A 25,939-nucleotide genomic window follows, 5' to 3' on the forward strand; every position below is an offset into this window, starting at 1 on the left:
CATGAGCTGGATCCTCGATCACCTCGACGACATCCTGTCGCTGACCCTGCGGCACACGTGGTTGGCCGGCGTGCCCCTCGTCATCGGGCTGCTCATCTCCCTTCCTCTCGGGTGGTTGGCCAACCGGCACCGCCGGCTGCGCGGTGCCGTCATCGTCGGGGCCGGCCTGCTCTACACGGTGCCCTCCCTGGCCCTCTTCGTCCTCATGCCCCTCGTGCTCGGTACGGGCATCCTCGACCCGCTCAACGTCGTCGTCGCGATGACGATCTACACGATCGCGCTGCTCGTGCGCTCGGTCGTCGACGGGCTCGGCTCGGTGCCCGAGGAGGTCGCCCGATCCGCGACGGCCATGGGCTACACGCCCGTGCGCCGGTTCTTCGGCGTCGACCTGCCGCTGGCGGTCCCCGTCATCGCCGCCGGCCTGCGGGTGGCCGCCGTCAGCAATGTCTCGATCGTCTCCATCGCCTCCCTCATCGGCGTCAACCAGCTCGGTGACCTGCTCGTCGACGGGTACAACCGGGCCATCTCCGGCGAGCTCGCCGCCGGGATCCTCGGCTGCGTCCTGCTCGCGCTCGTCCTCGACGTCGCGATCCGGGGACTGGAGCGAGCGCTGACCCCGTGGCGGCGTGCGGACCGGGGAGGCGCAGCATGATCGGCTCCATCCTCGACTGGCTGACGAGCAGCGCGTCCTGGTCGGGCAACGACGGCATCCTCGTCCGGCTGCTGGAGCACGTCGGCTATACGCTCCTCGTCCTGGTCATCGCGGCGCTCATCGCCATCCCGCTGGGCTTGTGGATCGGTCACACCGGTCGGGGCCGGTGGATGGTCACGGCCGCCAACGCACTGCGCGCGGTGCCGACCCTCGGGCTGCTCTTCGCCCTGACCCTCGTGCTGCTGCCGCTGCTCCCGGGTGACGCGGCCTTCCTCGTCCCCAGCGTCATCGTCCTCGTCCTGCTCGCCGTCCCGGCGATCCTCTCGGGGACCTATGCGGGCGTCGAGGCCGTCTCGCCGGCCGCGCGCGACGCCGCTCGCGGGATCGGCATGACGGGCAGCCAGGTGCTGTGGAAGGTCGAGCTGCCCATCGCCCTGCCGCTCCTCATCTCCGGGTTGCGCGCCGCCGTCCTGCAGGTGGTCGCCACCGCGACCGTCGCTGCCTATGTCGGGCTCGGTGGTCTCGGGAGGTTCCTCATCGACGGGCTGGCGACGCAGGACTACGCGAGCACCGCCGGTGGCGCGCTCCTCGTGGCCGTCCTCGCGCTGGTGCTGGACGCTCCCTTCGCCCTGCTCGAGCGTCTCGTGGTCTCCCCGGGACTTACCGGCCGCTCCCGCTCCCTTCGTCCGTCCGAACCCAACCGCACCGCTCCCGCTGGAGGAACCCCATGAGCTCGACCACCAACTCCCGTCGACGCCTGCGCACCGCTGCGCTCGCACTCACCATGGCCGGCGCGCTCGGTCTGTCCGCCTGTGGCGGGGGCGGTGACCCGCTCTCCAGCTCCTCCTCGAGCGAAGGGGGTGGCGGCGCCTCTGGCGACGTCGTCGTCGGCTCCGCCGACTTCTCGGAGTCGGTCCTGCTGGCCAACATCTATGTCGGTGCGCTCAAGGCCGACGGGATCAAGGCGTCGGCCAAGACCGGCATCGGTTCCCGCGAGGTCTACCTCAAGGCCCTCGACGAGGGGTCGGTCGACGTCATGCCCGAGTACACCGGCGGACTGGCGCTCTACTACGACAAGAACTTCTCCGAGACGGACCCGGACAAGACGTACGCGGCGCTGAAGGACCTGCTGCCCAAGGGGACCAGCGTCCTGGAGAAGTCGGCCGCCGAGGACAAGGACTCGATCGTCGTCACCAAGGAGACGGCTCAGTCCAAGGACCTGAAGACGATGGAGGACCTCAGCAAGGTCGCCGGTGAGATGACGCTGGGCGCGCCGTCGGAGTTCAAGACGCGCTCGCAGGGCATCCCGGGGATGAAGAAGACCTACGGCATCGAGTTCAAGAGCTTCCGCCCGCTCAAGCCGGGTCAGGCCACCAACGGTGCGCTGAAGAACGGTCAGATCCAGGCCGCCAACATCTTCAGCACCGACCCGGCGATCGCGGAGAACGGCTTCGTGGTCCTCGACGACACCAAGAAGCTCTTCGGCAGCCAGAACGTCGTCCCGCTCGTGCGCGACGACGCCAAGGACCAGGTGGCCAAGACCCTCGACGAGGTCTCGGCCAAGCTCACCACCGACAAGCTGCAGCAGATGCTGGGGCGCACCGACATCGACAAGGACGACCCGGACAAGGTGGCCGCGGACTTCCTCAAGGAGGAGGGGCTCGACTGACCGGCGCCAGGGCCCGCTCCCGGGGTGACGGAGGTCACGCTCGAGCGGGGAAGTTTGCGGAGTCGATGACGCTTGAGACCTTCGATAGTTAAAACATCAAGTATTCGGAGGTCTTTCCATGGACGTCATCGTCCTCATCGCCCGCATCCTCTTCGCCGCGATCTTCATCGCGTCCGGCATCGGTCACCTGACCCAGAGCGACGCCATGGCGGGCTACGCCAAGTCCGTCGGTGTCCCGGCGGCCAAGCTGAGCGTCATCGTCTCGGGCGTCCTCATGCTCGTCGGCGCGCTGTCCGTCATCCTCGGCGTGTGGGGCGACCTCGGTGCCCTGCTGATCCTCGTCGCCGTCGCGCCGATCGCCTTCCTGATGCACAAGTTCTGGGCGGCAGAGGGCGAGGCCCGTATGAACGAGCAGGTCCAGTTCAACAAGACCCTGTCGCTGGCGGGTGGGGCGCTCGCGCTCTTCGCGCTCTTCGCGATGGTCCCCGAGCTCGGCCTCACCGTCACGGGCCCGCTCTTCTGAGCTGATCCTGCGTGACGACGTCAGCCCCGGCCGGGTGGCCGGGGCTGACGCGTGTCTGCGGGTCGACGGGTCCAGTGCTCCTGAGGGTCGAGCGCTCCTGAGGGTCGCTCAGGTCGTCTCGGATGCCAGGGCGTCGCCGATGATCCGCGCCGCTCCGGCGACATCGGGACCGGCGCCGTCGAAGCGCTGCGCGTTGGCCTCGTCCATCACCACGGCGACGAAGGTCTGGGCCGCCTGACGGCGCATGACCGGGTCGATCGTGTGCTCGATCGCGACGTCGAGGACGCGCTCGGTGAGCTCGATGATGCTGTCGCGCAGGGCCGTGAGGTGCTCACGAACCTCGGGGTGGGTGCCGGACTCACGCCAGATGATCGTGCGCAGGACGATCGACTCGTGCCGCCCCAGTCCGAGCGTGCGGGCGAGCGCGACGAGCGAGGCGACAGGATCGCCGGGCCTGGCCACCTCGACCGGCTCGCACAGAGGGTGCGAAGGGAGCCGCTCGGCCAGGAGCGCGCGCAGGATGTCGACCTTGCGGGGGAAGTAGTAGAAGACCAGCCCCTTGGGCACGCCGGCCCCGTCGGCGATCGCGGTGGTGCCGGTGGCGGCAAAGCCACCACCGGCGAACTGCGCCTCGGCTGCGTCGAGGATGCGTTCACGACGCGAGGTCGAGGTGCCCATCTGCGTCTCCTAGTGGGTGGGGGCCGCGTGGTGCATGCTCGCGCTGACCATCGGGAGCGTCATCACGCCGACGATGAACGCGACGACGCCGGTGATCCACGCGGTCCAGGCAAGACCGCTCAGGTCGGTGAAGCCCATGACCCACGGGGCGATGAAGAGCAGCACCCCGAGCACTGCGTGCGAGCCCTCGCCCATCGTGGCCCTCGCGCTCGGCGCGAGGAGGGAGTAGGCCGACGCGATCACGGTCAGGCCACCGAGGATGACCATCGTCCATGTCGCGCGTGTGTCCGTCGTGGTGACCAGAGGAGCCAGCAGTGCCACCACGCCGGCGATCAGGGCCACCCAGTCCTGCCATCGAGTCGACATCTTCATCACAACATCCCACCTTCGAGGGTTGGGATCCGTCGCGCCTGAGGCGGATCGTGTCCTTCAATTCTCGACCTGCTTGACCGGTCGGTCAAGGCCTGCGGAGGGCTATGACGCAGTAGGACACGCCGAGAACGACGAAGGGCGCCGCCCACCTCGTGGTGGACGGCGCCCTTCGTCGTGCGGGGTCACTCCCAGGACGGGTTCGCGTTCTTCTTCGCGAGGTCCGAGAGGTCGCCGGTCGTGGCCGGGGGAGTGGCCTGCTCGACCGGGGCGGACGCCTCGGCCTCGGAGGGCTCCTCGGTGGCCTGCGCTGCGGACTCCGTGGCGGGTGCCTCGGTCTCCGCGGTGGGTGCCTCGGCCGGGGTGGCCTCGGCGGCAGGCTCGTCCGTGACGGGCTCCTGCGCCGGGGTCTCCTCGACCTTGGGCTCCTCGACCTTGGGCTCCTCGACCGCGGGTGCCTCGGTTGCTGCCGGGGCGGCTGCGGCGGGAGCGCCGGTCTCCCACGAGGGAGCGGCGTTCTTGGCTGCCAGGTCGCTGTCGCCGGTGGGTGCGGCCGCGGGGGCGGTCGTCTCCTCGGCGGCAGGTGCCTCGGTCGGGGTGGCCTCGGCGGCAGGAGCCTCGGCCGGGGTGGCGGCCTCATTCGGGGTGACCTCAGCGGCAGGCTCGTCAGCGACGGGCTCCTGCGCCGGGGTCTCCTCGGCCGCGGGTGCCTCGGTCACGGCCGGGGCAGCGGGAGCGCCGGTCTCCCAGGAAGGAGCGGCGTTCTTGGCAGCGACAGAGTCGTCTGCCGCGGCGGCCTCAGCCTTGGGGGCTTCGGCAGCCGGAGCAGCAGCGCCGGTCTCCCAGGAGGGTGCGGCGTTCTTCTCGGCGGCCGAACCGGTCTCCCAGGAGGGAGCAGCGTTCTTGGCGGCCGGGGAGTCCTCAGCCGGGGCGGTGGCCTCGGCCTTGGGGGCTTCGGCAGCCGGGGCGGCAGCGTTGGTCTCCCAGGAGGGTGCGGCGTTCTTCTCGGCGGCCGAACCGGTCTCCCAGGAGGGTGCGGCGTTCTTGGCAGCCGGGGAGTCCTCAGCCGCAGCGCTGGCCTCGGCCCTGGACTCCTCCGCCTTCGGCTCCTCGGCAGCTGGAGCCGCAGCGCCGGTCTCCCACGAGGGAGCAGCGTTCTTGGCCGCGGAGTCGTTCTCCCACGACGGAGCCGCGTTCTTCGCAGCGCTGTCGTCGGAGGACGCAGCAGCAGCCGCAGCTCCTGCTCCCACGGCGCCCGCGCCGGCGACAGCAGCGCCGGTCTCCCAGGAGGGGGCGGCGTTCTTGGCGGCAGGGGTCGCGGCCGGGGCCTCGTCCCCCTTCGCCTCTGCCTGCTCGGTGGTGGGCTCGGCAGCCTCGGCCGGAGCTGGGACAGCGGTCTTGGGCTCGGCCTCGGCCTGCTCCTCGGACTCGGTCGGGGCGGCCTTGGTCGGGACCGTGGCCTCCTTGATCGACGCGAGCAGCATCTGCGCGACGTCGACGACCTCGATGTCCTCGGACGCGCCCTCGGACTGCTTGGCCGTCAGGCCGTCGCTGAGCATGACGCGGCAGAAGGGGCAGCCGACGGCGATCCGGTCGGCGCCGGTCGCGATGGCCTCCTCGGTGCGGTTGAGGTTGATCCGCGACCCGAGCTGCTCCTCCATCCACATGCGAGCGCCACCGGCGCCACAGCAGAAGGACTTCTCCTTGGAGCGCTCCATCTCCTTGAGCTCGACCCCGGGCAGGGCGGAGATGAGCTCACGGGGCGGGGCGTAGACGTTGTTGTGACGGCCCAGGTAGCAGGGGTCGTGGTAGGTCACCGACGGGCCGGTGGAGGCGACGTCCTTGTTGCTGGAGCGGCGCGGAGCCTCCGCACGGTTGACCGGGACGATCTTCTTCTCGCGGACCAGGCGGTTGAGCAGCTGCGTGTGGTGCAGCACCTCGTAGTTGCCGCCCAGCTGCGGGTACTCGTTCTTGATCGTGTTGAAGCAGTGCGCGCAGGTGACGACGATCTTGGTCGCGCCGACCTCGTTGAGCGTCGCGACATTCTGCTCCGCGAGCATCTGGAAGAGCACCTCGTTGCCCGCGCGGCGAGCGGAGTCGCCGGTGCAGGTCTCGCCGTTGCCCAGGATCGCGAAGTCGACACCCGCGTGGTCGAGCAGCTCGGCCACGGCGCGCGAGGTCTTCTTGGCCCGGTCCTCGTAGGCGCCGGCGCAGCCGACCCAGAAGAGGTAGTCGACGTCATCGGCCGACTCGACGTCCTCGCCGAGCACCTTGACGGAGAAGGGAAGGTCCTTCGCCCAGTCCATGCGGGCCTTGGCGCCCATGCCCCACGGGTTGCCCTTGGACTCGAGCTTCTTGAACAGGCCCCCGAGCTCGCTCGGGAAGGCCGACTCGATGAGGTTCTGGTAGCGACGCATGTCGACGATGTGGTCGACGTGCTCGATGTCGACCGGGCACTGCTCGACGCAGGCGCCACAGGTGGTGCAGGACCACAGGACGTCCTCGTCGATGACGGCGTCAGGACCGTGCGGGTTGTACGCCGACAGCGGGTTCTCCGGGTCGTAGCCGGTCTGCCCGATGAGAGCCATCTGGCCCCAGTCGATGACGGGCGGCTCCTCGACGGAGACCGCGGCGTCGGCGCCGCTCTGCATCGGGGGTCCGGCCAGGGCGACGGCCCCGTGGGCGGTCTGCGCACGGGTGCCGCCCGGGGAGGACAGGACGCCGGAGACGCCCTGCGCGGCCGCCAGGTACGGAGCCTTGGAGTGCGCGTGATCGCGCAGCGTCATCATCAGCAGCTTGGGGGAGAGCGGCTTCTCGGTGTTCCACGCGGGGCACTGGCTCTGGCAGCGGCCGCACTCGGTGCAGGTGGAGAAGTCGAGCAGGCCCTTCCAGGTGAAGTCCTCGACCTTGCCCACGCCGAGGGTCATGTCCTCGTCCATCTCCTCCATGGACTCCATGGAGAAGGGCTTGCCACCGACCATCATCGGCTGCAGCTCACCCAGGGAGGTGCGGCCGTCGGCGTGCCGCTTGAAGTAGATGTTGAAGAACGCGAGGAAGCGGTGCCAGGCGACACCCATCGTCGGGTTGATCGAGATGGTGATCATCCACGCGTAGGAGATGACCAGCTTGATCAGCGCGACGACGATGATCCCGGTCTCGAGCGCACCGACGGACATGCCGGAGAAGAGCGAACCGATCCAGCCGGTCAGCGGGAAGTGGAAGAGCGACGCGTGCGCGGTCTCGCCGGTGTTGAGCAGCAGCGCGCGCTCCATGCCGCGCAGCAGCGCGATGCAGACGCCGACGCCGAGGATCGTCAGCTCGACGTAGTAGGCCTGCCAGAAGGTCGACCCGAAGAACCGGGACTTGCGGCCCTCGTCGCCATCAGCCGAACGCGGGTGGTTCTTCTGACGGATGACCATCAGCATCACGATCGTGATGATGCCGGCCATGGCGAAGAACTCGGAGACCCACTCGTAGAGGAAGAAGGTGCTGATGAAGGGGATGACGAAGTGCGGGTCGAACAGCTGCCCCGTCGCCTGCACCAGCGTCAGGAAGAGCACCCCGAAGGAGATCATCGTGACCCAGTGCGCGACCGCCACGATCGGCAGGCGCGACATGCGGGTGTGGCCGAGGAACTCGCGGAAGAGTGTCGCCAGACGCGCTCCCGGGGAGTTGGTGCGTTCGCCCTGCGTGGGTTGGGCGAGCTTGAAGACGGTCAGGAAATGCTTGACGGCGCGGGCGAGCAGGCCCCATCCGACGATGGTGATCCCGACCCCGATGACTATCGCGACGATCTGGAGGGCAGACATGGTGGGAGTCTAGGTCTCGCTGCTCGCCGAAAAGGCCTGAGGGGATGCGTCGCTCATCACCCGCCCGTGACGGTCTCGGTGGGTGGGACCGATGACGAAGGGGGGCGGCGTGCGCCGCTGAGACACCCTTGCGATGATGGATAACAGAATGTTGGAATATCCATAACGTCTCGTTCGTTGTCGCGACCGAGTCGGCCGCACGTCGCGGCACCCTGCCCCACCGATGGAAGGAACCGCGTTGCCCATCTACGAAGACGCCACGAAGCTTGTCGGCCGTACCCCTCTGGTGCGGATCAACCGCATCATCGAGTCGGAGGCCACCGTCGCCGCGAAGCTCGAGTTCTACAGCCCGGCCAGCTCCGTCAAGGACCGCATCGGCACCGCCATCATCGACGCCGCAGAGGCATCGGGTGAGCTCAAGCCCGGCGGCACGATCGTCGAGGCCACCTCGGGCAACACGGGTATCGCCCTGGCGATGGTCGGCGCGGCACGCGGCTACAAGGTCGTCCTCGCCATGCCCGAGACGATGTCCAAGGAGCGTCGTGCGCTCCTGCGCGCCTACGGTGCCGAGCTGATCCTCACCGAGGGCCCCAAGGGCATGAAGGGTGCGGTGGACAAGGCCGAGGAGATCGCCAACGAGCGCGGCGCCGTCCAGGCCAAGCAGTTCGCCAACGAGGCCAACCCGGCCATCCACGAGAAGACCACGGGCCCGGAGATCTGGGACGACACCGACGGCAAGGTCGACATCCTCATCTCGGGCATCGGCACCGGCGGCACCATCACCGGCGCGGGCCGCTACCTGCGCTCGAAGAAGTCCGACGTCCAGATCATCGCCGTCGAGCCCGCCGAGTCCGCGATCCTCAACGGCGGCGCACCCGGCCCGCACAAGATCCAGGGCCTCGGCGCCAACTTCGTCCCGGAGATCCTCGACACCGAGATCTACAACGAGGTCATCGACATCGACGCCCCCACCGCGATGGAGTGGGCCCGCAAGTCGGCCACCGACGAGGGCCTGCTCGTCGGCATCTCCTCCGGTGCCGCCCTCGCGGCCGCCGACCAGGTGGCGCGTCGCCCGGAGAACGCCGGCAAGACGATCGTCGTCATCATCCCGAGCTTCGGCGAGCGCTACCTCTCGACGCCGCTCTTCGAGGGACTCCTCGACTGACCGTGTCCTCCCATCTGCCGATCCGCGCCACGATCCGTGAGGACCTTGCCGCGGCCATGGAGCGCGACCCCGCCGCCACCTCGCGGTGGGTCGTGCTCCTCACCTCTGCCGGTCTGCACGCCATCTGGCTGCACCGGGTCGCCCACCGCTGGTGGATGCGTCCCGGCTGGCGATGGCCCGCCCGCCTGCTCGCCTATGTCTCGCGGTCCGTCACCGGCATCGAGATCCACCCGGGCGCACACATCGGCCGGCGCTTCTTCATCGACCACGGGATGGGTGTCGTCATCGGCGAGACCGCGATCGTGGGCGACGACGTCATGCTCTTCCACGGCGTGACCCTCGGCGGCACGTCCGGCCAGCGCGTCAAGCGTCACCCCACGCTCGGCGACAAGGTCATGGTCGGTGCCGGGGCAAAGATCCTCGGCGACATCCACGTGGGGAGCAATGTCAAGGTCGGCGCCAACTCGGTCGTCGTCAAGGACGTGCCCACCGGCGCGGTCGCAACCGGCATCCCGGCGTTGTACCGCTTCCCCCAGCTGGAGGTGGGCGGCCCGTCGGCCGAGGACCTGATGTACGCCGACCCGGCGATCTTCATCTGATCCGCAGAGCACGCCGAAGGGAGGGCCCCACCAGCTGGTGGGACCCTCCCTTCGGCATGCTCCGGCCAGACCTACGCCGGCGTCGGACCCTCGCCCAGCGGGTAGGTCGCCGGGCCTTGGGAGTCGGCGGTGACCGCGCTCGCGACGTCGCGCTGCGGGTCGCTCTTGACCTTGCTGGCCCCGGCACGCATCCTTTCGCTCGCAACCGAGGCGGCAGTGCTCACGGCGCCGAGGGCCGCCGGGGCCGCCTTGGTCGTGGCAGCGTGCTTGGCGGAGGCAACCTGGCTCTGGACGGGCTGCGACCTCCAGAGCTGGTTGGCGCCGGAGCGGATCTGCTCGTACCGCTTCCGGCCCGCCCGCGCGCCCAGCACGTATCCGACGCTGGCGCTGAGGAGGAAGGACAACTTCGACATGTGGTGACCTTTCGATCTGGGGTCGGGACGTCACCTCCGACACTACCCACACGGGGGATGGCCTACCGTGGTCTCGCTCGCCACGGCGAGCAAGGAGGGCTCGCATAGTGGCCTAGTGCGGCGGTCTTGAAAACCGCTATGGCGGCAACGTCATCGTGGGTTCGAATCCCACGCCCTCCGCTCGGCTCGACGTCCCGGGCCTCGCTCGGGGTGCGGTTGTCGGGGGAGGGGAGTTCACTGGACGGATGACCCGGTGCAGCATCGTCCCCCCGCACGTCCTCGCCGCACTCGCCCGCTCCGCGCAGGCGCAGCCGGCCCTCGTCGCCGCGCGCACGCTGGCCATCGACGCCACCCTGCGCCATTCCCGCACCCCGGTGGGTTCCCGCCCTTCGCTGGTCCCCTCGGAGGTCACCCCCGATCAGGGACCGCGTCGCACCATCCATGACGCGCACGGCAGCGAGGACCTGCCCGGCGCCGTCGTGCGCAGCGAAGGCGAGCCGCCCTCCGACGACCCGGCCGTCGACGAGGCCTACGACGGTCTCGGGCTCACCTGGGAGCTGTGGGCACGCGAGTACGGCCGCAACTCCCTCGACGGGGCGGGGATGCCGCTGGTGGCCACCGTCCACTACGCACAGGACTACGACAACGCCTTCTGGGACGGCGCCCAGATGGTCTTCGGCGACGGCGACGGCGAGATCTTCACCCGCTTCACCGCGAGCCTCGACGTCATCGGGCACGAGCTGGCCCACGGGGTCACCGAGCACACCGCCGCACTCGTCTACCGCGGTCAGCCCGGGGCGCTCAACGAGCACGTCTCCGATGTCTTCGGTGTCCTCGTCAAGCAGCGCCATCTGGGCCAGTCGGCGGACGAGGCCGACTGGCTCATCGGCGCCGAGCTGCTCACCGCCTCGGTCCAGGGGCAGGCGCTGCGCTCCATGGCGGCACCCGGTACCGCCTACGACGACCCGCGCATGGGCAAGGACCCGCAGCCGGCGCACATGGACGACTTCGTGCGCACGAGCGACGACAACGGCGGGGTGCACATCAACTCGGGCATCCCCAACAAGGCCTTCCATCTGGCCGCCACCGCCATCGGTGGCCCGGCGTGGGAGGCGACCGGCCTCATCTGGTGCGATGTTCTCACGGGCGAGATCGCGACGGACTGCGACTTCGCGACCTTCGCGGCGCTCACGGTGGCTGCCGCGCAGGCCCGGTACGGCGAGGGCTCGACGCAGGCTGCGGCGGTGGCCGACGACTGGCAGCAGGTGGGCGTCGTCGCTGGCGAAGGGGGGAGCGCCCCCGCCGAGGAGACTCCCGCGGACGAGGGTGCGCTGCTGCGTCTCAGTCGCTCGGGTGGCGTCGCCGGCCTGAGCCGATCGCGTGAGCTGAGCCTGGGAGAGCTGCCGGCGCCTGATGCCCGCGCCTTCCGCTCCCTCATCGAGGGGCCGCAGCTGCCTCGTCTGGCCGCGGAGGGGACCTCGCGCCCCGACGCCCTCTGCTACGGACTGCGGTGCGAGCGACCGGAGCTCGACGTGCAGGTCGCCGAGAGCGTCCTGCCGCGGGCGACGCGCAGCCTCTTCGAGCGGACGCTGCGCCGGGAGGGCTGAGCAGGCCGCCGTTAGGCTGCCCGGGTGAGCCCAGCACCCACCCTCGTCGTCCTCAACGGCCCCAACCTCAACCTGCTCGGTGAGCGAGAGCCTGATGTCTACGGCCACGAGACGCTGGCCGACGTCGAGGCCCTGTGCCGGACCCGCACCGACGAGCTGGGGTGGCGCCTCGACTTCCGCCAGACCAACCACGAGGGCGTCATGATCGACGCGATCCACGAGGTGCGCGCCAGCGCGGTCGGACTCGTCGTCAACGCCGGCGGCTGGACGCACACCTCGGTCGCGATCCGCGACGCGCTGGCCGCCGTGCGAGCGCCGGTGATCGAGGTGCACATCTCGGATGTCCATGCGAGAGAGGCCTTCCGGCACTTCTCGTACATCACTGACGTGTCTGACGAGGTCATCGTCGGACGAGGAGTCAGGGGCTACGCCGAGGCCATCGACGCCGTGGGCGAGCGGGTCCGCGAGGGGTGACCCGAGGTCGCGGTGGGACGCGACCATGCCACTACGCGCGATTGCTGGTAGCGTCGCTCGCGTAGTTGCAGTACAGAACTCTCGCACGATGCATTTGGGCACGGCCGCCAGCCGAGCCCACAGTATTACCAGAGGCGTGTTCCTCTGCCGAGGGGAGCTTTGCAGCTTGCACAAGGTACCGCGACCTGCGGGACCGGATTGTTCAACAGGAAAGAAGTTTCACCTCATGGCACAGGGCACCGTTAAGTGGTTCAACGCTGAGAAGGGCTTTGGCTTCATCGCCCAGGACGGCGGAGGCCCCGACGTGTTCGTTCACTACTCCGCAATCGACACGACCGGCTACCGGTCGCTCGACGAGGCGCAGCGCGTCGAGTTCGAGATCACCCAGGGCCCCAAGGGCCCGCAGGCTGAGAGCGTCCGTCCCGTCTGATTTTTTTCACCCGGACGACGCATCACCTGATGCGGTGACTCCACCGCTTCGCACGAAGGCCCCCGCCATCTGGCGGGGGCCTTCGTCAGTGTTTGGTCAGATTTCTCGGACGTGGACGCTAGGGTGTCCTCCCGATGAACGACACGGGCGATCACCAGACGCGCGCGGCGCGGCGTGAGGCCGCCCGCGCCGGGAAGCGCGCCCGCGTCCCTCCCGATCGTCAAGCCACCCGCGCGATGCCTGCGCGTGTAGCGTCCGCGCAGGAGGGCACGCGCAGCGCACGACGGACGCAGCGAGACAGTCGACGAGCGCTCCTGCGTCGACGGGCACTGAAGGTCACCGGCGTCGCCGCCGCGCTCGGCGTGGCGACGAGTGTCGGGGTCGCGGTCCACCTCAACGGCAACATCTCTCGCGTCGACATCGCGCACGGGTCCGCGGCGCGGCCCGACGACGTCGACGGCGCGCTCAACATCCTCGTCATCGGGTCCGACACCCGCGAGGGGCTCGGCTCGGAGTACGGCGTCGGGACGGCAGAGGGCGGACCCCGCTCCGACACCAACCTGCTGGTCCACATCGCCGCAGACCGTCAGTCGGCGCAGGTCATCTCGATCCCGCGCGACTCGATGACCAAGGCGCCCACCGACTGTGCCGACCCGGCCTCGACGGTCGACAACGGCGAGGTGCGCCGCTGGAACGACAACTTAAACAAGGGCGGTCCCGCCTGCACCGTCAAGACGCTCGAGGGGCTCACCGGCGTCTTCGTCGACCACGTCGCCGTCATCGACTTCAGCGGCTTCCAGTCGATGGTCGACGGGCTCGGCGGGGTCGACGTGTGCCTGCCCAAGCCGGTGTCCGACAAGAGCGCTCAGATCGAGCTGCCGGCCGGCCGGCAGCGGCTGATGGGCAAGGAGGCGCTGGGCTACGTGCGCATGCGCAAGAGCCTCGGGGACGGCTCGGACCTGCAGCGGATCGAGCGCCAGCAGACCTTCATGTCGTCCATGGTGCAGGAGGCGACCAAGACCTCGCTGCTGCTGCGCCCGGACCGGCTCTACCGATTCCTCGACGCAGCGACGAAGTCGATGACCGCCGACGACGACCTGGGTCTGCGGCGGCTGACGTCGATCGCTTCCAGCCTCAAGGGCCTTGGGACCAACAAGATCGTCTTCGCAACCGTGCCCACCGAGCCGTACCCGGCAGATCTCAACCGGGTGCAGTGGCGACCCGAGGCATCCGAGGCGCTCTGGGCCGCGATCCGCGACGACGCCCCCCTTCCCGGGCAGGACAAGGTGCGCACGGCGAGCCACAAGCTCACCGTCCGCCCGTCCGCGGTCACGGTGAGCGTCGCCAACGACACGGGCGTCTCCGGGCTGGCCCGGCAGGAGGTCGCCGCGCTCTCTGCGCAGGGCTTCACGGCGAGCGTCGCCGGCACTGCCCCGACGTCCTCCGTCACCGGTGTCGTCGTCCACCACGCGAAGGGCGACATCGAGAGCGCACGCACCGTCGCCGCCGCGTACCCGGGCGCCAAGCTCAAGGTCGACAAGACCATGGCGAAGGGGGATGTCCGCCTGGTCCTCGGCGCCGGCGCTCGCCCTGCCGAGGAGGTCCCCAACCGCGAGGGCACGGACCCGCTCCCCGCGCCCTCGGTCACCGCCCCGCCGGCACCCACCGAGGTCGCCAGCCGCACCGCCGACGAGGACATCTGCGGCTGATCGCACTGCGCGGCAGGGCCCTCGGGTACCCCTGACTTTGAGTGGCGCATGTCGGACGGCTAGTCTGTGCGAGTTGTTTGGAGGCGTCGCCTAGTGGCCTATGGCGCCGCACTGCTAATGCGGTTCGGGTAACACCCGTCGAGGGTTCAAATCCCTCCGCCTCCGCCAGCACCGAAGCGCCCTCGAGCTGATCGCTCGAGGGCGCTTCCGCGTGCCGGACTCGGTGAGCGCCGTGTCATGAGGACACCGCGATGAGGTGGCGATGGAGCGAGCGGCCCCTGACAGCACCCGATTTCGTGGAGAGGCCCTTGACCCGGTACAGTCCTTCCTTGTTGCCGACATGTTCGGCGGCCTGCGCCCGTAGCTCAACGGATAGAGCATCTGACTACGGATCAGAAGGTTAGGGGTTCGAATCCCTTCGGGCGCACTCTGTGTTGAGACAGACGGAACAGGCCCTGCCAGCGGAAACGCGGCGGGGCCTGACTCGTTCCCGGGCACGCTGCGACGCATGACGTCGAGGGCCACTGACAGCAGCCGTGACAGCAACCCGGGCATCCGAGCCAGCCGCATCATCACCCGAATACCCCGTCGAGAGCATCTGCAGCCGACCGCAGTGACGACGGCATGACGTGACCGTAGAGGTCCGTCGTCATGCTCATCTGGGAGTGGCCGAGGACCTCCATCACCACGCGCGGCGAGACTCCTTGTGCCAGCAGCAGGGATGCGCACGTGTGCCGCAGGTCGTGGAAGCGAATCCGCCGCAGCCCGGCTCGAGCGATGGCCTCGTCGAGGAAGCGGTTGAGGTTGCGCGGCTCGATCATCGTGCCCTTCGACGTCGTGAAGACCAGTCCCGCGTCGTGCCACGAGGTCGCTTCTTCGCGCTCCAGGGCTTGCGCCGTCCGGTGCTCACGCAGGGCGTCCACGAGCACCTGGGGCAGTGGCAGGGTGCGTCGGCTGCGTGCCGTTTTCGGCGACCCCGTCACCAGACCCACGCCCTTGCCGAGCCGCTGGACCGTCGCGCGCACGCGCAGCGCCCCCACGTCGAGATCGACGTCCTGCCATCGCAGCGCGAGCAGCTCTCCCTTGCGCAGGCCCAGCGCGACGCCCACTGCGAAGAGTGGACGCAATCGGTGCCCCTCCAGCGAGGTCAAGAACTGACCCGCCTCGTCGGCGGTCCACGGAACGACCTCCTGCCTCTCGACGCGAGGTCCCTTGACCAGCGCCGCGACGTTGCGATGGATCAGCTGATCACGCTCGGCATCCGCGAGCATCGAGCGCAGCACCGCGCGACTCAGCTGCACCGTGCGGGCCGAGACACCGGACTCCGAGACGGCCAGTAGCAAGGTCCGCACATGTTGAGGGGACAGCGCGACCAGGCGTTGACGGCCGATGTTCGGCAGGACATGCCGGTCGAGGACCCAGCGGTAGTTGCTGACCGTTGCGGGCTTGAGCCCCGACGAACCGAGCCGTTCGAGCCACGACTGCGCGTACTGCTGCACCGTCACCTCGACCGGCGCGGCCGGGATGTGCTTCCGGTTCAGGCTGAGCAGGTCTGCCACCTTGCCGGCCACCTCACCGCGGGTCCTGCCGTAGACCTGCCGTCGCTGCCGGCCACCATCGCGGTTCAACACGTAGACGGCGCCGGTCCAGCGTCCGTCCTTGCGCTGGTAGATCGACCCTTCGCCGTTGGCCCGCCGGCTCATGCCCTGGACCAATCGTCGGAGACCGCGGCCACGTACTCGTGAACCGCGGAGACCGGGATGCGACGCAGTCGACCGATCTTCACGCTGGGCAGTCGGTTCATCCGAATCAGGTCATAGACCGCGGACTTTCCGACGTTCAGCACCTCGGCCGCCTCGGCCACCGTCATCAACAGCTTCTCTGGCATGGTCATCCCCTTGTCTCTACTCCACTTCGGGTCACGCGTCGTTGGGCCTTCCACAGGTCGTACTCGCGGGTGCGGGCGGCGACGGCCAGGGCCATGGCTTCTTCGGTGTGGTCGCGCCAGCCGGTGCCGATGTAGGTCCAGGACCCGATGACTTGGGTGGTTTCGTCGGCGTCGTCGGCGAGTAGGCGTGCTTCGAGGTCGCGGGTGTCGATCGGGGCGCCGGTGCGGCGGGAATCGGCGGCGAGTTCTTGCCAGCGTGATCGGGCGCGGCGAAGGGCGCCGAGGGTGATGGAGTAGCGCCGGGACTTGGTGCCGAAGTGGCCGCGGAAACCCAGGCAGCGCACCCACTGGCTCATGCGTTGGTAGTCGTGGTCGACGTCGTGGAAGGTCGCGGCTCGCTGCGCCATCTCGCGGCATTCCCGTTTGAGGGCGAGGAGGTGGGGGCGTCCTTGGCCGTGGCCGTGCAGGCTGGAGGAGTCCTTGGTGGAGTACTTCGCCAGGTACCCGGCGACCTGGTCGGGGGTCAGTGGGCCGCTCGGGTCGTCGGTACGTGACCCTCCGCGGACGGTGCGGGCATCGACTTGGGCGCCGAAGGTCAGCACGCGTGGGGTGTCTTCGTGGTCGACGGGGTCGGCCAGGACGGTGACGCTCGGGACGACCTTGCGCACGAGCGCAGCGAGGTCGGCGCCGTCCACGGAGGCGGGTGCGGGGGAGCCGATCCCACCGTCTGCGGGGCCGTCGAGGCGGATCAGGGCGTGGAAGTGCACCAGTCCACGGGTCTGGTACTCGGCGACCTTGGCGTACTGGATCGACGCGTGTCGGCTCAGGCGTGAGTCGGGGACGCCCAGGCGGTGGGCGATGCCGCGCCGGAGGGCGATGGTGAAGCGTCGCCACAACTCAGGTGCGTGCCATTGCCACATCACCGCGCAGGCCGTGTCATGGCACTCGAAGCACAACGGGGACCCGTTGATCTCGTCGTCTGCGTCGTGGACGCGGTTGCACCAGGTGGGTCGGCCGTGAGGGCAGCGGGTGCGGTCATCTCGTCGTCGTGGCCGGCACGGGCGGCCGTTGCGGTGGCCGTGGACGTGCCCGAAGGAGGGCGCGGTGAGGGTGACGAAGAGCAGCGGGTTGTCGCGGACCTGCTCGGGCACGGTCTTGCCGCCGCTGACCCCGGCATGGATCAACGCGTAGGTGTCGCGGGCGTAGACGCGCGAGCACGACGGGCACACCGAGGCGCGGCGGTTACCGCACGGGCGGTGCAGGGTCCCGAACGGCAGCTCGCGGGAGTCGAAGGTGGAGATGACCTGACCGGTGGTGGTGTCCACGGTGGACGAGGACCCGACCAGCCGGATCGGGTGGGCGCAGTTACCGGTGGCGGCCAGAGCGTGGAAGAAGGCGTTCATCGTCCCGTCGCGCATGCGGGAGGCGATCAGCTGCGCGGTCTCGGGGCGGGCCAGGGCCGGTACGTCGAGCGGGGTGTCTTCACCAAAGCCGGGGAACCGGTCTGGGCCCGCAGCGGGAGGGCGTGATGTGTCTGTGGTGTGCACGGTCCCTCCCGAACGAAGGGTGTGCCGCGTGAACGGTGGTGCTGGCCTTGGGGTTCACGCGACACACCCAGTCTGTGGGGGAGCGCGGCAAAGAAGTAGGGAGGTCGGACGTCGCAAGGCCGCTCAACGCCGGTCGCACCGCCGCATAGAGGGGGTGCAGGCGCGGATCCAGTCGAGTGGTTGTAACGGCCATCTGTGATGCGAGCGCACTGGGCCCGAGGTGGGGAGCCGACCCCCAGGGACTTATCCCGTTCAGTGTGTGTGTTGATCCGCACCCACTACCTTGCCGCACCCGAAGGGCCCGCGCATCTTTCACGCAAGATCCCTGTGGATGACGCCGTGAGCGCATGTCATCATCTCGGCATGGGCAGACGGCGGGGTGGGTCACGAGGTCAGCAGTCTGCTCGTTTGTTGTGGCGGGCCAGGGGCGAGCGGCTCTTTGACCCGGCCGGTTTGGAGTACGAACTCTCCAGAGTTGGGCTGCGCCGAGCAGAGTTCACGCGCGTGCTCCAAGACAGCGAGCTGCCGGTCGCGGTCCACAACTGCGGTGAGGGTGTCACCTGGTGGATCGCAGATAAGGCACGAGACGGGTGGTCCGCAGTTCAGCCCGGATCCACCGATGAAGTGTCGGTGACGTAGGGAATCGTGCGGGTCGGAACAGGCGAATGCCCCTCCGTGCGAGGAGAATTGGGACTGTCAAAGGTTCCAGTTCACCGAGCAAAAAAGGGGCATCCGGTAGATGCGATCCTCTCACAACCTGTCCGCGGTTTTCGATGACCCCAACTTGGTCTCGTGCGCCGGGCTGGCACCGACCATGGCGCTGGCGCAGCGCGCCGGCCTGGCGGCACTGGTCACCGAGCACCTGAGTTTGAGCAAGCCCGGTAGCGCCAACGCGCACCTGAAGGTCCCGGCACTGGTGGCCGGGATGGTCGCCGGCGCCGACTCCATCGATGACATGGACCTGCTGCGCCACGGCGGGATGGGCCGGCTGTTCACCGGGATACGGGCTCCCTCGACGCTGGGGACCTTCTTGCGGACCTTCTCCTTCGGGCACGTGCGGCAGCTGGACGCGATCGCTTCCCGGTTCCTGAGCGGCCTGACCCGGCACGCGCCGGTCCTGGCCGGCGCCGACCAGATCGCCTACCTCGATGTCGACGACACGATCAAGGCCACCCACGGCTACGCCAAGCAAGGCGTCGGGTACGGCTACAACAAGGTCAAGGGCCTGAACGCGTTGATCGCCACGCTCTCCACCCCGCTGGCCGCACCGATGATCGTGGGCACCCGGCTGCGGCGGGGCAACACCAACTCCGCCCGCGGCGCGGCCAAGTTCGTCGCCGACGCGCTGGCCACCAGCCGCGCCGCCGGGGCCACCGGGCTGCTGGTCGTGCGCGCCGACAGCGCCTACTACGGCCACGACGTGGCCGCCGCAGCCCACCGGGCCGGCGCCCGGTTCTCCGTCACCGCCCGCAACAACACCGCGGTGACCGCGGCGATCTCGAGCATTCCCGAGTCGGCGTGGACCCCGATCCACTACCCGAACGCGATCTGGGACGAGGAGGAACAACGCCTGGTCTCCGACGCCGAGGTCGCCGAGATTCCCTTCACCGCGTTCACCTCCCGCCGCAAGAGCGAGCACATCACCGCCCGGCTGATCGTGCGCCGGGTCAAGCGGCTCAACCCCAAGACCGTGCCCGCCGGGCAGGGCGAACTGTTCGCCACCTATCGCCACCACGGCGTGTTCACCGATACCCCACTGGGAATGCTCGAAGCGGAGGCCGCCCACCGCGCTCACGCCATCATCGAGCAGGTCCACGCCGACCTACGATCTGGCCCGCTGGCCCACGCGCCCTCCGGGTCGTTCGCGGCCAACAGTGCCTGGCTGGTGCTGGCCGCGATCGCTTTCAACCTCACGCGCGCCGCCGGAGCCTTGGCCTCGCTCTTCCACGCCAAGGCCACCACCGCCACCATCCGCAACCACCTGATCGCCGTCCCGGCCCGGCTGGCCCGCTCCGCCCGACGCCTACGCATGCACCTACCCCAAGGCTGGCCCTGGCAGGACGCCTGGGAAGCGCTGTTCACCACCGCCTGCGGGCCACCAAGCCCAGCGATGACCTGACCACCCAGCCCCCACCGGGGCGCGACCAAGGACCCGCAGTGGAAGAACCGGACAGCCCGGTGGCCCCCTCACGCCCTCATCCAGGACCACACGAAAATCCCGCCCTCATGCCGCCAAGAGAACCCGGACGGTGGATCCGGGTTCAGTCGGACTTCGAGGACGTTAAGGGTTGGCAGCCGCCCGCGAACGCACCTGGTGCGCTGCTTTACCGAGCGGAGTTGTGGCGGGCTGTCGATGCCGCAAGTGCGGTCGTTGTCTTTCGGAACGACTGAAGTGGCATCAGAACCTCATTCGGGCGCCGTCCGATTGGATCGTCGGTGATCCAGGACAGTCAAGAGCGCTGCGCACACGAACGAGACGGCTGAGGCTATGAAAACCCCATCCCTTAACGATTCGTTGCTTGAACCGTTGGAACTGGCCGGACTTCCGAGCGCCATGCCTACCGCAACTATTGTTAAATAGGTGCTAAATAGAGAGCCCGGCAAAAGCAAAAGAATTCCCGCGGCCCGAGGTGCCCATGAGATTCGCGAAGCGCACGCCCATCGCGTTATCCAAGCCAGGTAAGCGAGGCTCAGCGACCCGTTCATCATTGCCCACCAATTGCCATCTTCGGTGTCCCATTGCTGGCCCATGAAGGTGGGGTCCGCGACGAATCCAGCAAAGGTGGGCTGAATCATCAGAAAGGGAACTATGGCGGCGACAGCCCAAGCCATTATCGTGTGCGTCCGCATAGTTGATTTTATGGGGGCGTCGCCCCGCGTGGTCATGGGCATAGATACTCATCATCGACGTGGCGGACCGCGGCTCATAGCCCATGGACCTTGCGCGAATTGGCGTGTCCATTACCGGAGCGGGACGTGACTGCACGGCCAATGTGAGGTCCCGCGCATCCTTGGCCGGAGGTCACCTGCGGATGGCCTGGACCCTTCCCCACAGGACCCGCCGGCGACGCCTGTTCGGTGAGGTGATGCGGATCAGTCAATACGGGATAGTGCCGGAGCGCTTTCCGATCCGCCATTCTCCTTCAGTAGTGCGAAGAACGAGGACTGGTCGAGTTCCAAAGAGCCCCTTCCGTTGCACCACGTGACCGCCTCCCGCTGAGTACTCGGCAACGGCACGAGCAAGTTTGGCCAGCGCCTCGCGCACCTCGTCTTCATCGGTGCTCGTGAGGATGACGGTGCTGCACGGAGGATCCTCAAACCTAGCCATCTGAATCTCGCCGGAAGTGAGCACGTGGCTGACGAGGCCCCCTGCCCCTACAAGCCGTGCATGGGCGGACCATTCCCTGCCCTCGTCGACCCACTCGATCTGCGCTTCCTGTCCGACGACCTGCCTGAGTACCTCCTCAAGCAAGTCACGGCCGGGCTCGGAGATCATGGACCGATCATGCCAGCCCTAAGTGCCAACCTTCTGCCGATCTGCAAATCCAGAGCCACGACGCCGGTTGAGAGTCCTCAGCCCTTCTCTCGTTCCTCGAGCGAACGCGCCAACTTCGCCCGGTCGATGGACCCGGCGACCAGCACTGCACCTAGGGCCAGAAGAACGACCGTCATCACGGGCCGAAACCATGGCGCATCGTGAGCCAGCCCGCTCAAGGCGCAGGAGAGGAGAATCAGCAGCACCACCATCCCGGACAGGAGAAGGGCGCGGCGTCGCTCGGCTGCCGTCGGCTCGGGTGGGTCGAAGGGGGAACCCATCACTTTTCTCGTTGAGTCCAGCGAAACCAGCTGAAGAACGCCACGATCAAAGTCACGATGAGTCCGGTTCCGAACAAGAAGGAAGCCCAGGTCGCTACGTCACCTTCGAGCCAGAGACCGGTCAATGGCCCGGCGATGAGACACACGATGCTGGCAATCGACCAGCGCACGTACGGCGGCATGCTCGCTACTAAAGCACATCCAGGACTGAGTCCCGGGTAGATAGCCACGCGGACCCTACCGACGTGCTTGCTTGGCTGCAGGGCTGGGCGGAGGACCCATGGGGGGGCTACGCGGACAGCGAACGAGAAGGGGGCGTTGGCGGGTCTGCGGCGTGGGCTCACACGGGAAGGGTCAGCATAGGGACGCTGCCCAAATACAGCCCGCGCTACTTTCGCCGCGTTCCTTGACGAAACCCTGACTTTCACTGACCATTGGGTCATTCAGCTGATCCGTGCTGCCGTCCCTATGCGTGCGACCTGGGGTCCGGCGCTTGATCGAGCGCCCGTGTCAGGGAGGTGCAGTGAACTTGCTCAGTTCGTGGTTCCTGCACCCCCACGGCGACTTGTGCTGCCGTCGGGTTCTCACCGTGGCCCTCAACGTGTCGATGTTGGCTTGGGTGGGAAGTGCTATCGCCGGTTTGATTGATGGCGCTCCCTACTGGTTTGTGTGGTGGGCGATTGCCGCCCTCGGTGTCGTAGCTGGGGGGTGCCCTCACCGCTCGCAAGTTGCCGCTGAGTCGAAGGATTTTGCGCCGGCGAGCGCTGACTCAAAAGCACCACAGGACGTCACCCAGGGTGGAAGCGATGCCCTCAATCAATGATTGTGGCCAGCGGTAGGGCGATTGCGTAGGCAAGCCGTGGCTGACGAATAATCGCCGCGGACTTCGACCGGAGGCCCGGTCCCCTCTCGTTCGACTCCGACTGGAACCTGAAGCTATCCGCAGGGGTCAAACGCCGGGTAGCGGCGACATGTATGGTTCGCGCATGACGCAGGAGAGCAGGGACGCCGAGCAGGACCAGAAGTCGGGTTCGGCGGGGCTCCACGGGGAGGTGGCGGCCGTACCGGCACCTCGGCCTGAAGCGGGTCCGGCGATGCCCATCTACCCAAACATGATGTATGGCCCGCGGGAGCACCCGCAGGCCATCGCGGTGCTTGTCCTCGGGATCATCGGGGTGACTGTCGTCCCCTTCATCGCACCTGTGGCGTGGGTTATGGGCGGCTGGGTCCTTCGTCAGATTGATGCCAATCCTGGCGCCTACAGCCGTCGAGATTTTGTCGTCGTGGGCAGAATCCTCGGCATGGTGGGGACCTTGTTCGTCAGCCTCATTGTGCTCCTCATCCTCTACTTCGTGCTGATCGACCCTCCGCCTAGCGCTTGAGCGAGACCAGGCGCAACGTTGCTCCCTCACACGTCTAGACGCCCGAGCTGGGCGACGGCCGGAATGGACGGCGACAGACCGCTCGATGGCAAAGGTGTGAGGACTTTCTCTACTGACTCAAGGCGGGCCTTCGGCCCGCGGCCGTCGCCTACGGCCGCTCCGGTGGGGACCCCCGCGCTCCGGGCTCGTTCCCCGCCCTCCGCGCACCCCCACCTGCGCGCCCTTCGTCGCCGACCGAGCACAAGCAAGGACACCCGATGACCACCTCATCGAGTGCCCTCACCTTCGAACCGCCGACCCGGCGCTACACCATCCGGCCTCCACGGGCACGGCTCAAGCGGCCACCGCGCAGGACATCCGGGACGCGCTCCGCGCCTGCGAACCGCACCTGGCGTCGAACTCGGACCGCTTGACCCGAACCCGCTCCGACCGGCTCTGCTCCGCTATCGGGTCGGCGGGTACCTCCGCCCGACCTGACAGCAGCCATGACAGCAACCGGGACCTCCGCAGTGCGTTCCAGTCGAGGCAATAGGTACTGCCACCCCCGGGATCTCGGTGCATGGTGTGCGCCACTCCACCCCTGGACGCGCCTACGGATCAGAAGGTTAGGGGTTCGAATCCCTTCGGGCGCACTCTGTGTTGAGACAGACGGAACAGGCCCTGCCAGCGGAAACGCGGCGGGGCCTGACTCGTTCCCGGGGCGGAAGATCACCCGGGCCGATGGTTGTGTGTTGAACCGGTAGTTCTGGGTGCCGGCGCCGCCATAGGAGCCTCGCCGGCAGGCCTGGCTACCAGTTCAACACACAACCATGGCTGCTCAGCCCATCCCGGGCCATCTCGATCTCGATCGGGTGCGGTGGAAACTCCGATGTCGCGCGCCGCCCGGTCCTGGCCCAGCCCACTCGGGTCATGGGATGGGGCAGGGGGCACCCTCGCAGCACGGCCGGATGTACCCGCACCCGTCACAGCGCTCGTGGGAGGTCTCCCAGCGCATCAGGCGGTCGCAGTTGGGGCAGGGCTCGGTGAGGTCGGCCATGGACGCCAGCGTACTCAGCCGGACATGACGAAGGGGGCCACCCGGGATCAAACCCGGGCGGCCCCCTTCGTCATGTGGTGCGGTCGATCAGGCCTCGTTGTCGAGGGCGGCCGACACGCGGCGGTGCGCCTCCCAGATCTCTTCCGGCAGCCGGTCGAACTGCTTGAGGTGCTCCTCGCGGAAGCCCATCTCCTGCTGCCAGCGCGGCACGTCGATGGACAGGATCCGGTCGAGGTCCTCCTGCGGGATGTCGAGACCGGTCATCTCGAGCTCGTCCTGCGTCGGGATGATGCCGACCGCGGTCTGGCGACCCGTGACCTCGCCGGCCTTGAGGCGCATCAGCCACAGGAGCGGGCGGATGTTCTCGCGGTACCCGGGCCACAGGTAGTGACCGTCGTCAGGGTGCTTCTGGAACCAGTTGACGTGCGCGAAGAGCGGCTTGTCCTTCACCTGGCTGAGGATGTTGAGGTAGTGCTGCGCGTAGTCGCCCTCGCCGTAGGCCATGAAGGGCCGGTTGGACATGGGGTCGTAGCGCAGCTGGCCCTCGACGCCCTCGGCTGCGGCGGTCGCCTCGGCGCCCAGCGTGAGGCCGTCGTAGACGCCCTCGGCCTGGTCGGTGATCGCGCGGATCAGCGGCTCGCGGTCACGCGTGCGGCCACCGAAGATGATCGCGTCGACCTCGACACCGACGGGCTCGTCGAAGTCGGGAGCGGCGTTGGGGACATTGGCCAGCGTCGTGGTGAAGCGGCTGTTGGGGTGCGCCCACGGGGAGGTGTCGCCCGCCTCGCGGTCGGCGATCGGCTCGCCCTTCCAGTCCAGCCACCCGTCGACGTCGGCCGGCGGCTCGGGCGTGCGGCCCTCCCACCAGACCTCCTCGGTCTTGGGGTTGTAGGCGATGTTGGTGAAGATCGTCTTGGTCCCCGGGTCGACCGAGTGCAGCGCGGTCGGGTTGGTCTTCTCGTTGGTGTCCTTGGCGACACCGAAGACGCCGAACTCGGGGTTCATGCCCATGAGCTTGCCGGTGGCCTCGTCGACCCACAGCCACGCGATGTCGTCGCCGTAGAAGTCGACCTGGTAGCGGTCGCCGAGTGCGTCCGGCGGCAGCATCATCGCGAGGTTGGTCTTGCCCGAGGCGCTCGGGAAGCCGCCGGTGATGTGGTAGCGCTTGCCGGTCTCCTTGTCGGAGATGCCGATGAGCATGTACTGCTCAGCGAGGAACTTCTTGGTGTCCCAGCCGTCGTAGGCGCCCTGGCGCAGGCCGTGGGCGATCTTGCCCAGCAGTGCGTTGCCGCCGTAGGAGGAGCCGAAGTGCAGGATCATCCGCTCGTCGGCGACGGTCACGAAGTACCGCTTGTCGTCCGGGGTCCCCTGGCCGAGGTTCTCCAGGTCACCGGTGACGTGCACGGCGCGCACGAAGTTGTCCTGCTGCGGCAGGTCGTTGACGTGCTCGATGCCCACGCGGGACATGCGGATCATGTGCAGCACGACGGGGCGGCTGTCGGTCAGCTCGACGCCGGTGGCCCACTGGGCGAGCTCGTTGTTCTTGGGAGACATGAGGTAGGGCAGGACGTACATCGTCTTGCCCTTGGACTGGCCGCGCATCAGCTCGGTCAGCTTGTCCTTCATCTCCGAGGCGGGGCGCCAGTTGTTGTAGACGCCCTTGTCCTTCTCGTCGTTGGTGGCGACGATGGTGCGCTCCTCGGAGCGCGCGGTGTCCTTGGAGTAGGAGCGGGAGTAGTACCGACCCTCCCCGGCAGGCAGCAGCTCCCCGGCCTCTACGGCCTCCGCGATGAGTCGATCGTCGTCCTGGGCGCCCACCACCTCGATCCGGTCAGGCTGGGTGATCTCGGCCCAGTGCTTCACGTACTCGCGGACGGCCTCGTTGGTGAGACCTGACGCGTCAAGCGCGGCGTCGACGTCGACCATGCTCAGTTTCCCTCTCACGTGCTGGTGTGCGGGCGGTCCCTCACGGGTTCTCCCGGTTGCGGGCAGGTTACCGCCCTGTGACCAGCCGTGGCGGGGAGGATGTCGCGCGGCTCGCGTGATCTGACGCACGCGAGGGGTGTGCGACAGATCATGACCACCCGTTGTGACTCACCAGTTTACCGATACGTGCTGTAGCGGGTACTGTCGGTATCGCACACTTTTCTTCCACTCAGCACTGTCTCGAAGG

The 25,939-nt window shown here is 68.2% G+C and carries 24 protein-coding genes and 3 tRNA genes; 15 read left to right on the forward strand and 12 right to left on the reverse strand.

Annotated elements, in window-relative coordinates; all coding sequences use genetic code 11:
• Position 1 precedes the first annotated feature (1 nt).
• The 4 genes from EXU32_RS00870 (at position 2) to EXU32_RS00885 (ending at position 2,844) form a co-directional block, all read left to right on the forward strand.
• Positions 2 to 652 (forward strand): ABC transporter permease, encoded by a 651-nt coding sequence (locus tag EXU32_RS00870; protein ID WP_130628201.1) that lies wholly within the window; start codon positions 2 to 4, stop codon positions 650 to 652.
• Positions 649 to 1,383: an ABC transporter permease gene (locus EXU32_RS00875; RefSeq protein WP_130628202.1), complete on the forward strand. Its 735-nt coding sequence runs from the start codon at positions 649 to 651 to the stop codon at positions 1,381 to 1,383. The genes EXU32_RS00870 and EXU32_RS00875 overlap by 4 nt, the downstream gene beginning before the upstream one ends.
• Positions 1,380 to 2,321, forward strand: a complete 942-nt coding sequence (locus EXU32_RS00880) for an ABC transporter substrate-binding protein (protein ID WP_130628203.1) — start codon at positions 1,380 to 1,382, stop codon at positions 2,319 to 2,321. Before EXU32_RS00875 ends, EXU32_RS00880 begins: the two co-directional genes overlap by 4 nt.
• A 118-nt stretch (positions 2,322 to 2,439) precedes the next feature.
• Positions 2,440 to 2,844 carry a DoxX family protein gene (locus tag EXU32_RS00885; protein WP_055990993.1) on the forward strand — a complete coding sequence of 135 codons (405 nt, stop codon included), beginning with the start codon at positions 2,440 to 2,442 and terminating at the stop codon, positions 2,842 to 2,844.
• Positions 2,845 to 2,952: 108 nt separating this feature from the next.
• Here EXU32_RS00885 and EXU32_RS00890 read toward each other — a convergent pair whose 3' ends face one another.
• From EXU32_RS00890 to EXU32_RS00900, 3 genes are all read right to left on the reverse strand, one after another.
• A complete protein-coding gene (locus EXU32_RS00890) occupies positions 2,953 to 3,522 on the reverse strand; it encodes a TetR/AcrR family transcriptional regulator (RefSeq protein ID WP_130628204.1) in 570 nt (189 codons plus the stop codon).
• 9 nt (positions 3,523 to 3,531) lie between these two features.
• Positions 3,532 to 3,894, reverse strand: a complete 363-nt coding sequence (locus EXU32_RS00895; RefSeq protein ID WP_130628205.1) for an SPW repeat protein — start codon at positions 3,892 to 3,894, stop codon at positions 3,532 to 3,534.
• A 182-nt stretch (positions 3,895 to 4,076) separates the two neighbouring features.
• Positions 4,077 to 7,700 (reverse strand): (Fe-S)-binding protein, encoded by a 3,624-nt coding sequence (locus EXU32_RS00900; RefSeq protein WP_130628206.1) that lies wholly within the window; start codon positions 7,698 to 7,700, stop codon positions 4,077 to 4,079.
• A gap of 238 nt (positions 7,701 to 7,938) precedes the next feature.
• Here EXU32_RS00900 and cysK point away from each other — a divergent pair, with 238 nt between their 5' ends.
• The gene (gene cysK, locus EXU32_RS00905; RefSeq protein WP_130628207.1) at positions 7,939 to 8,865 is read left to right on the forward strand and encodes a cysteine synthase A; all 927 of its coding nucleotides are present in this window, start codon (positions 7,939 to 7,941) and stop codon (positions 8,863 to 8,865) included.
• A gap of 2 nt (positions 8,866 to 8,867) precedes the next feature.
• The gene (cysE, locus tag EXU32_RS00910; RefSeq protein ID WP_130628208.1) at positions 8,868 to 9,464 is read left to right on the forward strand and encodes a serine O-acetyltransferase; all 597 of its coding nucleotides are present in this window, start codon (positions 8,868 to 8,870) and stop codon (positions 9,462 to 9,464) included.
• A gap of 71 nt (positions 9,465 to 9,535) precedes the next feature.
• Here the strand turns inward: cysE and EXU32_RS00915 are convergent, their stop codons facing one another.
• Positions 9,536 to 9,877: a protoporphyrinogen oxidase gene (locus EXU32_RS00915; RefSeq protein ID WP_130628209.1), complete on the reverse strand. Its 342-nt coding sequence runs from the start codon at positions 9,875 to 9,877 to the stop codon at positions 9,536 to 9,538.
• A gap of 93 nt (positions 9,878 to 9,970) precedes the next feature.
• Here EXU32_RS00915 and EXU32_RS00920 point away from each other — a divergent pair.
• The 7 genes from EXU32_RS00920 to EXU32_RS00950 all read left to right on the forward strand — a co-directional run bounded on the left by EXU32_RS00920 (position 9,971) and on the right by EXU32_RS00950 (position 14,524).
• Positions 9,971 to 10,057: transfer RNA gene (locus EXU32_RS00920), tRNA-Ser, on the forward strand.
• A gap of 65 nt (positions 10,058 to 10,122) precedes the next feature.
• Positions 10,123 to 11,484, forward strand: a complete 1,362-nt coding sequence (locus EXU32_RS00925) for a protealysin inhibitor emfourin (protein ID WP_130628210.1) — start codon at positions 10,123 to 10,125, stop codon at positions 11,482 to 11,484.
• Positions 11,485 to 11,508: 24 nt separating this feature from the next.
• Positions 11,509 to 11,958: a type II 3-dehydroquinate dehydratase gene (aroQ, locus tag EXU32_RS00930; RefSeq protein WP_130628211.1), complete on the forward strand. Its 450-nt coding sequence runs from the start codon at positions 11,509 to 11,511 to the stop codon at positions 11,956 to 11,958.
• Positions 11,959 to 12,184: 226 nt separating this feature from the next.
• Positions 12,185 to 12,388, forward strand: coding sequence for a cold-shock protein (locus EXU32_RS00935; RefSeq protein WP_055991015.1), 204 nt, complete (start codon positions 12,185 to 12,187; stop codon positions 12,386 to 12,388).
• A 236-nt stretch (positions 12,389 to 12,624) separates the two neighbouring features.
• A complete protein-coding gene (locus tag EXU32_RS00940) occupies positions 12,625 to 14,097 on the forward strand; it encodes an LCP family protein (RefSeq protein ID WP_165399529.1) in 1,473 nt (490 codons plus the stop codon).
• A 79-nt stretch (positions 14,098 to 14,176) separates the two neighbouring features.
• Positions 14,177 to 14,265 (forward strand) — tRNA-Ser (locus tag EXU32_RS00945).
• A 186-nt stretch (positions 14,266 to 14,451) separates the two neighbouring features.
• A tRNA-Arg gene (locus EXU32_RS00950) sits at positions 14,452 to 14,524 on the forward strand.
• A gap of 145 nt (positions 14,525 to 14,669) precedes the next feature.
• On the opposite strand, the gene EXU32_RS00955 is transcribed toward EXU32_RS00950, so the two are convergent.
• From EXU32_RS00955 to EXU32_RS17075, 3 genes are read right to left on the reverse strand one after another with little or no spacing between them, the layout of a single operon-like run.
• Complete coding sequence (locus tag EXU32_RS00955; RefSeq protein ID WP_130628213.1) at positions 14,670 to 15,800, reverse strand: tyrosine-type recombinase/integrase; 1,131 nt, start codon at positions 15,798 to 15,800, stop codon at positions 14,670 to 14,672.
• Complete coding sequence (locus tag EXU32_RS00960) at positions 15,797 to 15,991, reverse strand: helix-turn-helix domain-containing protein (RefSeq protein ID WP_207233856.1); 195 nt, start codon at positions 15,989 to 15,991, stop codon at positions 15,797 to 15,799. Before EXU32_RS00960 ends, EXU32_RS00955 begins: the two co-directional genes overlap by 4 nt.
• On the reverse strand, positions 15,988 to 17,532 hold the full coding sequence (locus tag EXU32_RS17075; RefSeq protein ID WP_165399530.1) for a replication initiator: 1,545 nt from the start codon (positions 17,530 to 17,532) through the stop codon (positions 15,988 to 15,990). Before EXU32_RS17075 ends, EXU32_RS00960 begins: the two co-directional genes overlap by 4 nt.
• A 739-nt stretch (positions 17,533 to 18,271) precedes the next feature.
• Between EXU32_RS17075 and EXU32_RS00970 the strand changes: the two genes are divergently transcribed.
• Positions 18,272 to 19,651 (forward strand): IS1380 family transposase, encoded by a 1,380-nt coding sequence (locus tag EXU32_RS00970; protein WP_130628214.1) that lies wholly within the window; start codon positions 18,272 to 18,274, stop codon positions 19,649 to 19,651.
• A gap of 978 nt (positions 19,652 to 20,629) precedes the next feature.
• Here the strand turns inward: EXU32_RS00970 and EXU32_RS00975 are convergent.
• The 3 genes from EXU32_RS00975 to EXU32_RS00985 all read right to left on the reverse strand — a co-directional run bounded on the left by EXU32_RS00975 (position 20,630) and on the right by EXU32_RS00985 (position 21,530).
• Positions 20,630 to 21,028 (reverse strand): hypothetical protein, encoded by a 399-nt coding sequence (locus EXU32_RS00975; protein ID WP_114204277.1) that lies wholly within the window; start codon positions 21,026 to 21,028, stop codon positions 20,630 to 20,632.
• Positions 21,029 to 21,105: 77 nt separating this feature from the next.
• Entirely contained in the window at positions 21,106 to 21,279 is a 174-nt protein-coding gene (locus tag EXU32_RS00980) for a hypothetical protein (RefSeq protein ID WP_162787020.1), read from the reverse strand.
• Between the two features lie 68 nt (positions 21,280 to 21,347).
• Positions 21,348 to 21,530 carry a hypothetical protein gene (locus EXU32_RS00985; RefSeq protein ID WP_114204275.1) on the reverse strand — a complete coding sequence of 61 codons (183 nt, stop codon included), beginning with the start codon at positions 21,528 to 21,530 and terminating at the stop codon, positions 21,348 to 21,350.
• A gap of 804 nt (positions 21,531 to 22,334) precedes the next feature.
• Between EXU32_RS00985 and EXU32_RS00990 the strand changes: the two genes are divergently transcribed.
• A complete protein-coding gene (locus EXU32_RS00990) occupies positions 22,335 to 22,730 on the forward strand; it encodes a DUF4190 domain-containing protein (RefSeq protein WP_130628215.1) in 396 nt (131 codons plus the stop codon).
• 907 nt (positions 22,731 to 23,637) lie between these two features.
• Here EXU32_RS00990 and EXU32_RS17585 read toward each other — a convergent pair.
• Positions 23,638 to 23,766: a hypothetical protein gene (locus tag EXU32_RS17585; RefSeq protein ID WP_257907875.1), complete on the reverse strand. Its 129-nt coding sequence runs from the start codon at positions 23,764 to 23,766 to the stop codon at positions 23,638 to 23,640.
• A gap of 87 nt (positions 23,767 to 23,853) precedes the next feature.
• Positions 23,854 to 25,692, reverse strand: a complete 1,839-nt coding sequence (locus EXU32_RS00995; RefSeq protein WP_130628216.1) for a phosphoenolpyruvate carboxykinase (GTP) — start codon at positions 25,690 to 25,692, stop codon at positions 23,854 to 23,856.
• Between the last annotated feature and the right edge of the window lie 247 nt (positions 25,693 to 25,939).

Origin of the sequence: Janibacter limosus (assembly GCF_004295485.1) — a bacterium.
Taxonomy (GTDB): domain Bacteria; phylum Actinomycetota; class Actinomycetes; order Actinomycetales; family Dermatophilaceae; genus Janibacter; species Janibacter limosus_A.